The organism is Bartonella sp. MR30HLJHH, from assembly GCF_042194195.1.
GTDB lineage: Bacteria > Pseudomonadota > Alphaproteobacteria > Rhizobiales > Rhizobiaceae > Bartonella > Bartonella grahamii.
On sequence record NZ_JBHIMO010000006.1, the window covers coordinates 15,590 to 31,199 of the forward strand.

Sequence of the window (15,610 nt, forward strand, 5' to 3'; positions counted from 1 at the left end):
ATTATCTTTTCTTAGCCAAAAGATCTCTAATTTCTGTTAAAAGTTGTTCTTCTGAAGACGTTTTTTTGGGGCTTTCTTCTTCTTTTCTACGGATTTTATTCATAGCTTTAACGAATAAAAAAAGAACCCAAGCAATAATGAGAAAATTGATAAGTAAAGTAATAAAGTGTCCATAGCTAATGGTTGCTCCGGCTGCTTTGGCGGCACTCAATGTTGCTTGTTTTTCGCCAGCAAGTTGAATAAACATATTAGAAAAATCAATTCCACCTGTAATCAGTCCAATGATTGGCATAAAAATATCATTGACAATTGAGTTGACCAAGCTACCAAAAGCGCCCCCTATAATCACACCGATAGCAAGATCAATCATATTACCTTTTAGGGCAAATTCTTTGAATTCTTTAAGCATTGCGTTTTCCCCTTTATGTAAGCGATATACGGTAATTTACTTACCGCTTTTGATGAAAAAGGAAAGGGCAGATTTTATTTTTAGGATTATATTACAATATTAATATTATTTTCAAAGAACTTTATAAGGTTTAATAAAGAGCATTAGGGCTCTATTTGAATGTACATAGAATATTTCTGAGAGAAAAGCTTTTTTGATAAAAACTATATCTGCTTTTTTCAACAGAAAGTAGAAAACCGTAGCTTAATTTATATAATTGCCTCAAGATTTTTATGATAACATTAAAAAGAAAGATTTTTACAGAATACCACAAAATGAGCAGCGTTGAAAGTTGAGCTATCAGGACGCTTCTCAGATGAAGTGCATATATCGGTATAACGTATTGTTATAAAAAGAGAATTTGGAAATAAAAAATATATTTCAGCACTGATGGAAGAAATAGATAGATGAGGCAGGAGAAAACTTATAATTTAATTCCTCTTAATTCAGTAAGCGATAATAGCAATTAGGAGGGCATTATGGCTTATCTAAAAGCTATTTTTACTGGGGTGCATGAGCTAAAATGGCGATAATTCTGATGGAAGAAACACATTTCATCTACTGGAAGATTGTATTAGTTTATAAATAGCAGAGCTCTAGGGTTTGCAAGATCATTTTGGTTTGGAAATCGTTGGTATGATAGGTGGGAGTTCAATGATCAACTGTCATTACTTAAAATATATGTTAGACAGAGCACTTATAGATGCTAAATTGTATTTAGCGCATCAGAAATGGCAAAGAAAACAATGCAGTTTCTTCAAAATTTTATCAATAGAGTACAAATGATTGAATACCCTGTTGCTAATAAATAGCGCAACAATAGTATGAATTTAGATAATTTTATGAACTATGTATTCTATAAATGCTAGGAAAAATAGCTTTATAGAGCAAGCTCTGTTTCTATTGAAAACAATATTATACAAAGGAACTGTGGGAATAGAGATAATTTGCGTGCATTTTTAAGAGAATTATAAGCTTTCCTGCATGAGGTGTCACAAAATCATGGTTATGGTGAAGAGCCATTGATGTTTCAATTCATGCTGCATTCTATAAGATTAGGATTCACATTTTAATCTTTAAAAAATGTCGAAAAAGAGAAACGTTTTTTTAAGAATAAAAATTTTTTACACAGTATACATCAAATAAACATGTATGGCTATTGTGTAATGAATTTTCTTCTAGAAGGGGAATATTATTTGGATAATATGCTCTCTTTGATTGGTGATCTTTTGTGTTAAAAGGTATAGGTGAGGTGCGATGGATCATTTTTATGTTGTGGAGAAGGATTGATGAGTTTTTTTCGTTGTATTGGCCGTTCTGCCTTATTTATGTTGGATCCAGAGCAAGCACACTGTTTAGCGATTCTCGGGCTGAAAAGTGGATTAAATGGCTGTCAAAAGGTTATCGATAAACGTTTGTGTGTAACTGTTGCTGGGCTTGCGTTTGAAAATTTTATTGGTCTCGCAGCGGGATTTGATAAAAATGCAGAGGTTGTGGATGGTATTTTTCGTTTAGGATTTGGTTTTACTGAAATTGGGACAGTGACACCAAAGCCTCAGATTGGAAATCCTAAACCACGGCTTTTTCGTTTAAAAGAAGATGAAGCGATTATTAATAGAATGGGCTTTAATAATGATGGACATCAAGTTGTTTACAACAGATTGCGTGCGCGTAAAAAAACTGGTGTTGTAGGAGTCAACATTGGAGCCAATAAGGATACGGTCGATAAGATTGATGATTATACTGTTGGTATTGCTCATTTTTATGATGTTGCTGATTATTTTACGGTTAATATTTCTTCTCCTAATACACCAGGTTTACGTGATTTACAGGCCCGTGACAGTTTGCATCTTTTGTTGAGTGCAGTTTCGCAAGCGCGAAATGAGCAAGAGAACAAGCATGGATTCTCCATTCCTATTTTTTTAAAAATTGCCCCCGATTTATCAGAGAAAGAATTAGATGATGTTGCTGAAGAAATAAAACTTTCTGATTTTAATGGACTGATTGTTTCTAATACAACTCTTGCACGCCAAGGTCTTAGCAATAGTCACCTCAGTAATGAAGAGGGTGGGCTTTCTGGACGTCCACTTTTTGAGCGTTCTACTATTGTGCTTGCAAAAATGCGTAAAAAATTAGGGAAGGAGATTGCAATTATTGGCGTTGGCGGTGTAAAGGATGCACAAACCGCTTTGGAAAAAGTAAAAGCTGGTGCAGATTTAATTCAATTATATAGCGGGATGGTTTATGAAGGTCCAAATCTTGCCATAACTATTCTGCAAGAGATCTTGCAGATGATGCAACAAGACGGTGTTGATAACATAAAGGACTATCGGGATCATAGTCTTGAGCATTGGGCAAAATTTCCTTTGTAAAAAACGCTTTTTTCTTCACAAAAAATTGCGAGATTTTTTTAAAGGGGCTTGCAAACTTTGTTGATCTTCCTTATGTCACATAAGCGAAGAATAAATGTTTACAAAATCGTGAACAGTTATGATACATTTGCTTTTTATGCGGTTGTAGCTCAGTTGGTTAGAGCGCTGGTTTGTGGCACCAGAGGTCGTAGGTTCAAATCCCACCAACCGTACCAAAAAGTTTTATTGAAAATACTGAAAATGGATGTGCAAGACGAACAAACGCTTGCTAAGGATGTTGTATCAAAAACTGTAGCTGCTTGGGAGCATAATGTTGTACAAAAAAATGCATGACATGAAGTCCAAAAAACGAATAAAGGCGCATTGCGCTTCTCCTTTAAGAACTGGGCACCTCTTCTTAGTTTAATGAGTTCTCATTATGCATCCTTTACACAAGATTTGCGACGGAAAGACTTTACGGAAAAAATCAATGCGTTTTGTTTTAAAGATCCGAGCTTAATACCCCCTTCAATATGGAAGGGGATTTCACAATGTTTGTTGTGATGAAGCAATTGCTATCTCTTGGCATGCCACTGGCTGTTGGGTTTATCATCTTAGATGATGATTTCCTTCACAGATGCAGCGCTTGTGGCGCATTTAGGCGTTCAAGCCTTGAGTGGTACAATGTTGGCTCTGAGTATGTTTAGTTTTGTTATGTTGTTGGGGCTAGGTATTATTACCGCGGTTGCACAAAAACTTGCAGAAAGCTTTGCAGACAAGATAGATATGCATTGAAGGCATGGTTTGATCAAGGAATATGGCTTTCCCTTTTGATTGGAATGATGAGTGCGATCATTTTACTCAACACGCGGAATATTTTGTGTCTTCTCGGCCAAGATAGGACTATTGCCAATATAGCGCAGGAATATAATAGTGGTGCTACTATAGGGGTGGTGTTTTTTTATCTTTATGTGAATAGCCGCGGATTACTGTCAGCAATTGGTAATCCAAAGCCCTTAACATGGGTTATGCTTGCGGCTATCCTGGTGAATTTTCTTCTCTCTTGGCCGCTTATTTTTGGTATAGGTTCTGTAAGCGGATTAGGTGTCTTTGGTGCTGGAATTGCGAGCAGTTTGATCCGTATTTTGATTGTTATGGCAGCGGCAATAATTCTGGCTCGCAATTCTGCTTTTCATTCCTTTCACTTGAATTATTTGAGACCAAAGTTAGAGCTTTCACGAATAATAAAATTGCTGCGAGTAGGGCTTCCCATTGGTATACGTATTCTTATTGCGGAGGGCTTTCCTTCTGTCATTGCATTTATGATTACGGCTTATGGGGTCAAAGCTTTGTCCGCACATACGATTGGGATGCGTCTCGATATGCTTATTTCTGTGGTAGCTTTGGGGATTTCCAGCGCAGCTACGACAATAGCAGCGTGGTATAGAGCAGATAGGAATAATATGGCTCTAAAACAGTTGCGTATGAGTGTCACAGTTCTTGCTGTAGCTTATGTCTTATTTTTATCAGTGTTTGTTTATCTCTCTTATGAATTTATCCTTATAACCATCTTTAATATTTCTTCAGAACGCGTTGTTATTTTCTCTTGGGAGTTGCTTCCGTTCATCTTATTGTCTTTTGCTTTTGGCACTTTAAGAGCTATGCTCAATGGCATACTTGTGGACTTGCTTGATACGTTTTGGTCAACAATTGTTGTAGCAATAAGCTATTGGGGGATAGGCATATTTGGGGGGACGTTCATGGCGCATTTTTTTGAATATGGCTTTATTGGCTACTGGCTTGGCATGATTGGCGCAAGCTTAATCGTTTCTATCTTTAATTATATGCGCGTGGGGTATTTAATAAAACGCAATCCTATGTTTGGGGCGAAGTGAGTGTTACAAAAGCGCTTGTAAAGCGCTAGCTGTGAAGGCATAGCTAACTCACCGTCCATAGAGGACGTTTTACTTCTATGGAGATAACAATATAGGTTACAAAACTTGCTTAATATTGAAAAGAAGTGCCTTGATTGTAGCCTCAATAGTCTTTATTGAATTTTTAAAATAATATGGATTTATTAAAATCATTCGGCTTCAATTTAAGAGTAAGTTCGGTAGATTAGAACAGTTTAATACCGTAAAAAAATGACTAGAAAAAGCGTGCTTATATTTATACGCGGTTGAAGAGTTATTTAAAAAAGTTATTGTTTTTATAAGTCATTACATTACAATCAGCGGTGCTGAAGTGCATGCATTTGTTAAAACAATCGCAGCCGCTAACGGTGTTGTTCTTGCAAATCCTGTTTATCACAGATCTTATTCAGAGATTTTGAAGAACGCTTTTGATAATTTAGATTGTGATGCTTATCTTGGATAAAGCTGTTGGTCTTCTCTCTCATGGCAGTACAGCAAAAAATGCGCTACTATTTGGTACCAGTTGTGCATACGCTTTATGGACAAGCTCTGCAATATCAAGTTGCTTCGGCTAAAGGTGATTTTGCGTCTGAGAATGCAGTTAGTACATGGAGACTTAGCAGTGTAAATGTACATGTTTGATGCGCACATCTTGCTGATAAAATGTATAGATTTTTAAACAATAAGGGTGGAGGATATGATCAAAAATGATAGGAAATACCGTTATTTAGTCGTTGGTGGTGCAGGAATGTTGGCTCCCTTGTGCCTGGTCATGAGGGCTGAATGACGTGATTATCGTAGCGCGTTTTCGTTCTCATCAATCCAAAATTGAGTTATTTTAGACAAGGGCTAAATGTATATTTTGGAGATTATTATAAGCCATAGGCACAATTTTTAAAAGGGTCCCCCCTATGAACGAGCTTGAAATATTGCATATTATGGGGGGCATACGCTTGCACATGCATTTTTGTGTAAGGTTGAAGCGGGGTTGGCCTTCTTACCGAAGCCGCCGCGTGTTATTCATGCTTTTGGTTCTAATGCAGATGATAGAATAATCTCTGGATGTGCGCATCACAATAAGATTGATCCCACATCTGTAAAATTAGGTCGGAAAAGGTGATCATAGGGCCGGCGGTGGTCAATGAGAAAAGTGTTTATGATCATGTGATTTGTGAGAGCCGTATTGAGAAAGAGTTTGCGCAAAATCTCGATAATGACTCTGATGTAAGATTGTTTTTTAAACTGCCAAGAAGTTTTAAAATCGTGATGCTCATAGGCTCTTACACGCCGGATTTTGGCGTGTTTTAGAGTGAGATGGCGCGCAAAAGCTTTATTTTGTACTGTAAACAAAAGGAACGAATAGCGAGTTTGATTTGCGCCTTAAAGAAATGCTGAAGATTAAATGCGGCAAGGCGCATTTAACCGCCCTTGATACTAGTGTGGTGTTTAACGAGGCACCAGTGATGAAGTGGGCGCGATTCTAAGCGGGGGATGGTGGTAGAGAGAGTGGGGGGCTGTGGTAGGAGTGGGCGGCACGAATGACGCTGTCTTTAGTTGCGTACCGCCAAGCTAATTTTGTGCTTTGCAAAATTCGCCAAGGCTTTTGGACGTACCGCGTTTACCGCGTAATAAAATCTTATGAATATTATGCAGAAGGCGCGCAGAAATGGGTGATTGCGTGTCTAGCTTCCCAATGTCGTAATTAAGTACAGCCACATAATGAGATAGCTCTTCAATATCATCAGTCACACTGATACTTTTTCTTTATTTTCAAACAATAATAGGTCAGATGGTAACGATTATGTCCTTTCTATCTGAGAAAAGAGTAGCACCGCTTGCGTATATGCACGAGTAAAAGTCAATCAACATTGGTTTGAGGTAAAAAACGCCAATTATTTCTAATACACCTAAGGATTTCATAGCTTGCTCTAACGGTTTATATAAAGCCGCCATTTTAAAAGGTGGATTGGGTGGCAAATTTATTGGGATATAGGCTTTATGAATCTCTCGAACTAAGCTTTCTACTATGCAGGTCCTAAGGCGTGATTGCATATATGGTCGCATCTGTTGCTGCGTTGTGTAGGCAGAGATCCTAAATTAGGAAAGGAGGGCTGCTCTTTTAATTACAAAGGAAGAATACGGCGCGTAAGTGCAGCAAAATGTATTTTGAGGAGCAGTAAAGGGGTGAGGCATTTGATGTCCAGCGGGTGACGGATTAATTGGAGTATAAGTGGGCATTGCTAGGGTGGAGTTTTTAGTTAAGAATTGCTCTCCCTACGCTATAAGCTCTCTGCATTCTTCATATAGGCGTTGAGATCATCGCCTAATGCAACGTAAAGGGGCTATTTTGCCTTTAACGCTTGTTTGGCTGCTTCCATTAGTGCCGCTGGCTCTATCAGCCATTACAGTGATAATTTCCTCGTCCAAAGAACAGATCAATCGATTGCGTAATAGGGTATATGTGCCTTTTTTGACCGTGTCTTTTTTTAAAGGCAGCTGTTACCTTGTGGCAGGGTTGGGTGTGTTTATATGATCAGCCTGCCAAAGAAATGGAAGCGTTATCGCGATAGCCAACAATAGTAGTCCAGCGATAAAGGCGGCAGCAAACTGCAATGATATAAAAGAACCAAGGACGCCGACCAAAAAGCTTCCGACCGGCATTCCAGCATAGCCGATCACCCGAAAAGCAGAATTAGCTCGCCCGAGAAGTTGCTTTGGTGTGAGGCGCTGCCTGAAGGCGGTAACACCAATAAACCATAAGCTTGCTCCAACGCCAGCGATAAAGGTGACGCCCCATACGACGACAGCACTTTTTGAAAAGGCTGGAATCAGCAGCAAGATAACCGTTCCTAAACCGTCAGTGAGAACAGCTAGGCGCACCGGTGCATAGCGTATACGTGGCGCAAATAGGGCACCTGCCATTGTACCAAGCGCGTAGGCTGCAAACATCACGCCATATTGGCTGCTATGTAGGCCCAGATACCGACCGTCGGTAACGAAGAAGATGAACGAGGTTAGGAATGCTCCAAATACCACCGATAGAAAGAATGTGAGTAATGTAAGGGAGGTAAGATGCCGATTTGAAAAAATGAAACGAAAGCCGGCAATGATATAACGAAAAGTGATGTTTTCTTTATCAGGTGTTGGCGATGTCGGAACAGCACGGCGAGCGGTAAAAATCAATGTGATAAAAAGCACGATTAACAGGCCAAGAAATAGCAGTGTGCTATGCGCTAAAATGCTGCTTGTTATGACAGGGGCAAGAAAATAGGAGACCCCGAAATCTAAAAACAAGACAATTGAGTAGAAGGTCATCAATCGCTCTCCCTCCATGATAAGTGGTGGAATCGTCATTATATAAGCTTCGGCAGAAACGACGATGAATCCAGCAATAGTTGCATAGAAGAAAATTTGTTCGGCTGGAGCAATCTGTATCATGAGCAGTACGAACAGTACAATATGCAGTAGCATGAAGATGAGGAGAGCCGAGGTGGCAAGTTTTATTTTGTCGCAGCGATCAAGTAAAATGCCTGCAAGGATGCCGAAAATTGGCCACGCTAATGAGAAGAGACCTTGCGCCCAACTTACTCCGACTACGCCATATCCAGATTGTCTTGCTAATAGCGGGATGGCAGTGCGCAAAGCACCGCTGAGTAAGGCGAGCAGACTAACGGTTAGGCAAAAATAGCGTATGTTCTTATTGGCAAAAAGAGTGAACATTCTTTTCTCCTTAAGATGCCACACAGGTTTCCGCTGGTCCATCAAGTACGGCGTTTGTATTCAGCATATTTGCGACATAGCCGTCCAAGATATTCCTATCTGCATGAGGTAGAAGAAAATACATAAGGTTGGAATACCATTGCCAACCACGCTGAGTCAGTTGGAGATCGTTATCATTTTCTGCGATGAGACCTGCACCTATGAGCTGTTGTAGGTTATTGTAAACGAAAGAGGGGAGTGCGGTCCAGTCAATTCTTTCTTTTTTGGCATAACCGTTATAAGGTAGCCTCATACACAAAGCCTTGGAGGCTTGTTGCTCCGCTGATACCCAATTGTAGTATACTTTGGATTTGCCTTTAAGTTGTATGTCGGTAATGTATCCGCTTCGACTGGGATTGGCTCGTGTGACGAGTGAGCCGAGAATCGACAGTGCTGACGCTCCGAATCCAACCACATAATCGTCATGATAACCATGCAAATATTTGTGATAGCGGAAATAATTAGCTGAACTCGTTTTAGCGAGCGTTAGAGGAGTGTTATTGGCAATTTTGATATAGGAATGTCCATTACACGGCGCATAGCCGCAGCTGCGCATAACGATGTCGCTAAATAAGCGAAGCATCTGTCGATGCTGTAGGCTGGATGGCTTTAGCCCTTTTTGTGCGTAAGACTTATGCAGTTGCGACGTGATAGCCAGATTGTTGATTGCATAGAGGTTGATGGTTTCAGGATGAAGCTCGCTAGCTTGCTTCAAATCGTATAATAGTTCTTCGGCTTGCTGGCTGTGCATGCCATATAGTAGGTCGAAACCGACATGTCCAATGATCTCTTGTGACCAAGCCACGGTATTGTTGATTTGTTCACGTGTTGAGGTGAGGTTAAACAATGATCGGAAACGCTCAATGAAACTCTGTATACCGAAGCTGATCCGGTTAACGCCGATCTCACGGGCAGCATAAAGTTTATCACGTGTGACGCTCTTCGGTTCGCTTTCCAGTGTAAACTCGGTTAAGGAAGAGAGCTCAAATTCGCCATGCAATACTTTTCCGATGTGTCGGATATTATCTGCAGACAAAAGCGACGGTGTGCCGCCCCCTATATAGATGCTGCGGATGGGCCCTCTAAGCGAGCGAATGAAATTTCCTTTGGTTCTGATCTCTGTGGTAAGCGCTGACATATAAGATTCGATTTGCTTAACGTGCTTGTAGGCCCCTTTCTGAAAGGGACAGAAGGAACAGATGGTTTCGCAAAAGGGAATATGCAAATAAAGAGCGGGGGATATCCGACTTCCACAGCGTTCTGCGATGCCGTGACGGTCAATGACGAATACCCTCGTAAAATACTTATTTAATCGCTTTGTAATTAAATATCTTATGCAAAAATATGCTCCTATGGCGATAACTTTGTGCTCACTTGTCCTGAGTGCTGTTGTTATGCTTGCTCTGCTTCTCGTTGCAAACAGTTGGGCCCCCATTATTTTATTCACCGTATTTCACAGTTTTTTTTCTGTCCCTATGACGCAGTTTGAAGCAGAATTTTTAAACATATTCAACAAAAGAATGCAAATACGGTTTTATCCATTGTTAGTTTTCTTGCACGTATTTTTGGTATTTTAGCGCTTGTGCTGGTTGGTTGGTTGGCGAACAATGTTTGTATAGAAGCAGCTTTTTGTTTCACCTTGCTTTGTATGTGTTTAATTATCCCGCTTAATTTGGCCTGGCTTTATACTGATAAAAAGTTAATAAAAGACGAAGAGGTTTGAGAGTGAAGATACAGTTGAATAGGGCCTTGCCTATGACTTACATAATGTTTGCTTATGTGTGATTATTTGAATCGGAATTAGGTTACGTCCACTATGGTATTTCTCGCTGTTTTATAGAAGGAGAAGGTTCGCACCGATGTATTGCGTGCAATATCAATTTTTTCACTATGGTTGATAGGATAGCTTGTTGAGCGTAAGGTTCTTTTACCTTGATGAGTCTTTTAGTATTCTTTAAAAATATCAGTTGATAAATTTTTTTCGTGTCGTTTATGCAGGGGCTGATACAATAAGAATAGAACTTGATTGTTTTTAAAGTTGGTGTGTTATGGCTGTGAAAAATGGTAAACAAATAAAAAGTAAGGGTTCTAAGCCTGCTTCTAGTTTTCTCAAAAGTTTACGTGGTGTGCACAATTGGGAACAAGTTTCACAATGGCTTGCTTTCCGTAAGGTAGAGGATATTGAATGTATTACGCCTGATCAAGCAGGGGTACCACGGGGAAAGATGATGCTTTCTAAAAAATTTACATCAGAAACATCATTGGCATTGCCTTCAGCAGTTTTTATGGCAACAATTTCAGGGGATTATCCTGAAGATGGTCATGGTTTTGAATATCCTAAAGCAGATGGTGATTTACGCCTTGAGCCTGATCTTTCTACGTTAAGCATTGTTCCATGGGAAGAGGCTCCCACAGCACAGGTGATTTGTGATCTTGTGTATCAAAATGGTCATGTTGTGGATTACACACCACGCAATGTTTTACGAACGGTAGTTCATTTTTACACAAAAATGGGTTTAAGCCCTGTTGTTTCACCAGAAATTGAGTTTTATTTGGTACAAAAAAATCCCGATCCTGATTATCCGTTAGTTCCACCGGTTGGTCGTTCTGGGCGTTCAATTGGTGGTGGACAGGGGTATTCCATTGCCGGTGTGAATGAATTTGATGATTTGATTGATGATATTTATCATTTTTCAGAGGCACAAGGATTGGAAATAGATACCCTCATTCATGAAGAAGGAGCAGGACAGTTTGAAATCAATTTACGTCATGGTGATCCTATTGAATTAGCGGATCAAGTTTTTATGTTCAAACGAACAATTCGTGAAGCAGCTCTAAAACATAATATGTATGCAACTTTTATGGCAAAACCTATTCAAGGGCAGCCGAGTTCTGCTATGCATATTCACCAATCGGTTGTTGATAAGAAAACCGGTATGAATATTTTTACACAGGAAAATGGTGAAGAAAGTATCTGTTTTCGCCATTTTATTGGTGGATTGCAAAAACATATGCCAGGGGTACTTGTGATGCTTGCGCCTTATGTTAATTCTTATCGACGTCTTGTCCCTGATAATTCGGCTCCTGTTAATTTGCGATGGGGATATGATAATCGTACTACAGCTTTTCGAGTTCCCCGTTCTGTTCCTCAAGCGCGGCGTGTTGAGAACAGACTTCCTTCATCAGATGCGAATCCTTATTTAGCCCTTGCAGCTTCTTTAGCGTGTGGTCTTATTGGTTTGCAACAAAAAATTGAGCCGGATGAGCCAGCGACAAATAATGTAAACGCTGATAATATTGAGTTACCGCGTGGACTCATTGAGGCAGTCAATTTGTTTGAACAAGATACAGCGATACGTGCTATTTTAGGAGATGTGTTTGTCAGTACTTATGCTGCAATCAAACGACAAGAGTTTGAAACTTTCATGGAAGTAATTAGTCCGTGGGAGCGTGAATATCTCCTGCTGAATGTTTAAATTTTATGACAATGATTGATTATCATTCAATTTCTCCAGGAATTTCTTGGTATGAAGATACTTTAAGAGAACGTCCTTCTTATCCTTCTTTTTGTGAAAACAGACAGTGTGATGTGGTTATTATTGGAGGCGGATTTACGGGTCTGTCGGCTGCTTATCATTTAGTCAAGGCTGGAGTAGATGTTGTTTTATTTGAAGCATCACGTTTTGGTGATGGTGCTTCAGGGCGCAATGGGGGGCAGCTGGGAACAGGGCAACGGCAATGGGTGGAAACATTAGAAAAAAAGTATGGTTTTGAGCGAAGTAAGGCTCTGTTTGATTTAGCAGAAGAAGCTAAAAGAGATACTTTATCTTTATGCGCGATGCCTAATTGTCCGTGTGATTTGATAGAAGGACAGCTTTCTGTGACACATAAAAGGCGTGAGCTTCTCTCTTATCAACGGCATATTGAGGTGATGCAGCGTTATGGCTATCACGCGCTTACTTTTATGGATAGGGCTGAAACATCTAGACGACTTGGATCATCTTTTTATTGTGGTGGTATTTATGATGCGGATACCGGCCATATAAATCCCTTAAAATTGATTATTGGATTGGCAAAAAAAGCTAAAGATGCTGGTGCTAAGCTTTATGAGAAGTCACAAGTAACGACCGTAAGGCGCAAGGGAGCCCGTTGGAAAGTGATAACAGAAAAAGGCAGTGTAACAGCAGAGCATGTTTTACTTGCAACAAATGGGTATAAACTTGGTTTGGAGCACTTTATTGAAAAAAACATTGTTTCTATTCGTTCTTATATTGGAGCAACGGCTCCATTACCAAAGCATAGTTCAATTCTCGCAGGCGGGGAATCTGTTGATGATTCCCGTTTTATGGTTCGCTATTTTCGCAAAAGTATTGATAATCGTCTCTTATTTGGTGGTGTAGAAAGTTATGATAATAAGCATCCTGTAAATTTAGATGAACGTATAAAACGGCAAATTGCTGAAATTTATCCTCAATTACACTCTATAAATTTAAGCCATTGTTGGGGAGCAACGGTTGCCATCACAGTTGAGCGCATGCCCTATGTTCGGCAACTTTTCTCAAGGATGACTTATTGTGGTGGTTATTCGGGGCATGGCGTTATGCTGGCTCCTTTCATGGGAAAATTATACGCAGAATGGTTGACTGGAAAATATGAACGTTTTTCCTATTTCCAAGACTTGAAGATTTCATCCTTTCCGGGGGGAAGAGTTTTGCGTTATCCGCTTATATTTTTAGCAATGCGTTGGTTTTCTTTAATGGATCGTTTTTGATGGAAACATTGCTTGAAATGAAGCAAATTAATGGCTTCTTTAGTATCTGTTTGCTTTAATGAGCGAAGCTTTTATAAGTGATATGGGATTTCATAATCGAATAGAAAAATAAACAAGTTCATGGTGCATAAAATTATTCCAGTTTCTTCTTTTGATTGTATTGTTTTTGGTGGCAATGGTGATTTGGCGTCGCGCAAGCTTTTGCCGGCTTTGTATCATTGTCAGTGTGTTGGTCAATTCAGTGAGCCAACACGTATTATTGGGGCTTCCCGCACTCCCTTAAGTCATGAAGAATATCAAAATTTTGTCCGCACTTCTTTAGAAAAACATATCCATCCAAAAGATCTCAATTCAACAGAACTCAATCGTTTTCTTGCACGTTTAAACTATGTTTCTGTTGATGTTTCCTCAAATCGAGGGTGGGAGGATTTAGCTCTCCTTCTGTCACAAGATTCAGCGAATATTCGAGCTTTTTATTTGGCTGTTAGTTCGTCACTTTTTGCTGATATTGCGATGAAGTTGGGAAAAAATGATTTGGTGACACCACAAACACGGATTATCATTGAAAAACCAATTGGTTGCGATGTAAAAACAGCTGTTTCACTTAATGATGCATTTGCAAGCGTCTTTAATGAAGAGCAGATCTTTCGTATTGATCATTATCTTGGGAAGGAAACTGTTCAAAATTTAATGGCATTGCGGTTTGTTAATACACTTTATGAACCGCTATGGAACTCCAACTATATTGATCATGTTCAAATAACCGTTGCTGAATCTTTAGGGTTAGAGGGGCGTACAGAATATTATGAAAGCACTGGTGCTCTACGGGATATGGTTCAAAACCATATGCTGCAATTACTTTGTTTGGTTGCGATGGAAATACCATTTACCAACAGTGCTAATGCTGTGCGCGATGAAAAACTTAAAATTTTACATTCTTTAACACCGCTTGATGTACATAATGTAGGACAGCATACTGTACGTGGGCAGTATCTTTCTGGTCTATCAAATGGTATATCTGTAGAGTCTTATTTCGATGATCTGGGAAGAGTGAGTAAGAGTGAAACATTTGTAGCGCTTAAGGTTAAGATTGATAACTGGCGTTGGGCTAATACGCCTTTTTATTTACGAACAGGTAAGCGCATGTTCACGCGAATGTCTGAAATTGTTGTGGTTTTTAAACCTATTCCTCATAATATTTTTAATGTGGATTTAGATGAGATTTTTTCTAATCGGCTTGTGATTCGTCTCCAACCTGATGAGGGTGTAAAACAATGGTTGATGATTAAGGATCCAAGTTATGGCGGTATGCGGTTTCGTCACATTCCATTAGACATGAGTTTTGCTTCCGCATTTTCTGAACGTAATCCTGATGCTTATGAACGTTTATTAATGGATGTTATTCGTGGAGATCAAACACTGTTTATGCGTCGTGATGAAGTTGAGGCTGCTTGGCATTGGATTGATCCAATCATTGAAGGATGGGAAGCAATAAAACAGCCTTTTCACAGTTATAGCGCTGGTTCGTGGGGGCCGTCTGCTTCGATGAGCCTCATGGAACGTGATGGGCGTATATGGAACAATTTAGTTTAGAGTAATAAGTATGTATAGAATGAATATTGACCGTTTAGATTTTGAAACCCCTCAGGCTTTAGCCTTGTCCTTGGCAGATCGAGTAGCCGCAGAGCTTAGTGTATCTGTTCTTGAGCGCAAGAGAGCAGTTTTAGCGGTGTCTGGTGGTAAAACACCAGAATTGTTTTTTCATTATTTGTCAAAAGCGGATATTGATTGGCAAAATATCATTATCACTTTGGTCGATGAACGTTTTGTTCCTACACACGATGAACGTTCAAATGAACATATGGTACGGTGTCATTTGTTACAAAATTTTGCCGAAAAAGCGCGTTTTGTAGGGCTTTATCATAAAGCAATTACTGCTGAACTTGCTGCTTTTTCAGCGGCGAGTCGTATTAATACTTTGCCTAAACCCTTTGATGTTGTTGTTTTAGGAATGGGGGTTGATGGACATACGGCTTCTTTTTTTCCTGATGCTGATCGTTTAAAGCAAGCGCTTGATCTGCGAACACAAGCACTTGTTTTACCCCTTCATGCTAAGAGTGCTGTTGAGCCAAGACTCTCACTAACTTTGCCAGTTATTATGCAATCTCGTTGTATTATTCTCCATTTCGAAGGTTTTCAGAAACGCGATTGTTTTGAAGAAGCTTGTCAAGATGGATCTGAAATAGAAATGCCTATTCGGGCAATTTTGCGTAATTCCATTCATCTTGTGCAGGTTTATTGGTCGCCTGCAGATAATGAAATAAGTGAATTAGAATATGAGAGACAAGGTGAATAAAAACGTAATCTC

The 15,610-nt window shown here is 39.6% G+C and carries 13 protein-coding genes and 1 tRNA gene; 11 read left to right on the forward strand and 3 right to left on the reverse strand.

The window, feature by feature from the left end:
• Window position 1: 1 nt before the first annotated feature.
• Entirely contained in the window at window positions 2-409 is a 408-nt protein-coding gene (mscL, locus tag ACFIKR_RS04940; RefSeq protein WP_375659070.1) for a large conductance mechanosensitive channel protein MscL, read from the reverse strand.
• A 1,328-nt stretch (window positions 410-1,737) separates the two neighbouring features.
• Here mscL and ACFIKR_RS04945 point away from each other — a divergent pair.
• The 7 genes from ACFIKR_RS04945 (at window position 1,738) to ACFIKR_RS04975 (ending at window position 6,020) form a co-directional block, all read left to right on the forward strand.
• Complete coding sequence (locus tag ACFIKR_RS04945) at window positions 1,738-2,820, forward strand: quinone-dependent dihydroorotate dehydrogenase (RefSeq protein ID WP_375659071.1); 1,083 nt, start codon at window positions 1,738-1,740, stop codon at window positions 2,818-2,820.
• Between the two features lie 138 nt (window positions 2,821-2,958).
• Window positions 2,959-3,035 (forward strand) — tRNA-His (locus ACFIKR_RS04950).
• Window positions 3,036-3,417: 382 nt separating this feature from the next.
• Complete coding sequence (locus ACFIKR_RS04955) at window positions 3,418-3,594, forward strand: hypothetical protein (RefSeq protein WP_375659072.1); 177 nt, start codon at window positions 3,418-3,420, stop codon at window positions 3,592-3,594.
• Window positions 3,591-4,694, forward strand: a complete 1,104-nt coding sequence (locus tag ACFIKR_RS04960) for an MATE family efflux transporter (protein ID WP_375659073.1) — start codon at window positions 3,591-3,593, stop codon at window positions 4,692-4,694. The genes ACFIKR_RS04955 and ACFIKR_RS04960 overlap by 4 nt, the downstream gene beginning before the upstream one ends.
• 349 nt (window positions 4,695-5,043) lie before the next feature.
• Window positions 5,044-5,175, forward strand: a complete 132-nt coding sequence (locus tag ACFIKR_RS04965) for an NADPH-dependent FMN reductase (RefSeq protein WP_375659074.1) — start codon at window positions 5,044-5,046, stop codon at window positions 5,173-5,175.
• A 20-nt stretch (window positions 5,176-5,195) separates the two neighbouring features.
• Window positions 5,196-5,354 (forward strand): hypothetical protein, encoded by a 159-nt coding sequence (locus tag ACFIKR_RS04970; protein ID WP_375659075.1) that lies wholly within the window; start codon window positions 5,196-5,198, stop codon window positions 5,352-5,354.
• A gap of 522 nt (window positions 5,355-5,876) precedes the next feature.
• Entirely contained in the window at window positions 5,877-6,020 is a 144-nt protein-coding gene (locus ACFIKR_RS04975; protein ID WP_375659133.1) for a hypothetical protein, read from the forward strand.
• A gap of 1,191 nt (window positions 6,021-7,211) precedes the next feature.
• Here the strand turns inward: ACFIKR_RS04975 and ACFIKR_RS04980 are convergent.
• Both ACFIKR_RS04980 and ACFIKR_RS04985 read right to left on the reverse strand, forming a co-directional pair.
• Entirely contained in the window at window positions 7,212-8,432 is a 1,221-nt protein-coding gene (locus ACFIKR_RS04980) for an MFS transporter (protein ID WP_375659076.1), read from the reverse strand.
• Window positions 8,433-8,442: 10 nt separating this feature from the next.
• Entirely contained in the window at window positions 8,443-9,906 is a 1,464-nt protein-coding gene (locus ACFIKR_RS04985; protein WP_375659077.1) for a coproporphyrinogen-III oxidase family protein, read from the reverse strand.
• Window positions 9,907-10,519: 613 nt separating this feature from the next.
• On the opposite strand from ACFIKR_RS04985, the gene ACFIKR_RS04990 reads away from it, so the two are divergent.
• From ACFIKR_RS04990 to pgl, 4 genes are all read left to right on the forward strand, one after another.
• On the forward strand, window positions 10,520-11,947 hold the full coding sequence (locus ACFIKR_RS04990) for a glutamine synthetase family protein (protein ID WP_375659078.1): 1,428 nt from the start codon (window positions 10,520-10,522) through the stop codon (window positions 11,945-11,947).
• A gap of 11 nt (window positions 11,948-11,958) precedes the next feature.
• Window positions 11,959-13,242, forward strand: coding sequence for an NAD(P)/FAD-dependent oxidoreductase (locus ACFIKR_RS04995; RefSeq protein WP_375659134.1), 1,284 nt, complete (start codon window positions 11,959-11,961; stop codon window positions 13,240-13,242).
• A 120-nt stretch (window positions 13,243-13,362) separates the two neighbouring features.
• The gene (zwf, locus tag ACFIKR_RS05000; protein WP_375659079.1) at window positions 13,363-14,835 is read left to right on the forward strand and encodes a glucose-6-phosphate dehydrogenase; all 1,473 of its coding nucleotides are present in this window, start codon (window positions 13,363-13,365) and stop codon (window positions 14,833-14,835) included.
• A gap of 10 nt (window positions 14,836-14,845) precedes the next feature.
• Window positions 14,846-15,598, forward strand: a complete 753-nt coding sequence (pgl, locus tag ACFIKR_RS05005) for a 6-phosphogluconolactonase (RefSeq protein WP_375659080.1) — start codon at window positions 14,846-14,848, stop codon at window positions 15,596-15,598.
• The last annotated feature ends 12 nt before the right edge of the window (window positions 15,599-15,610 follow it).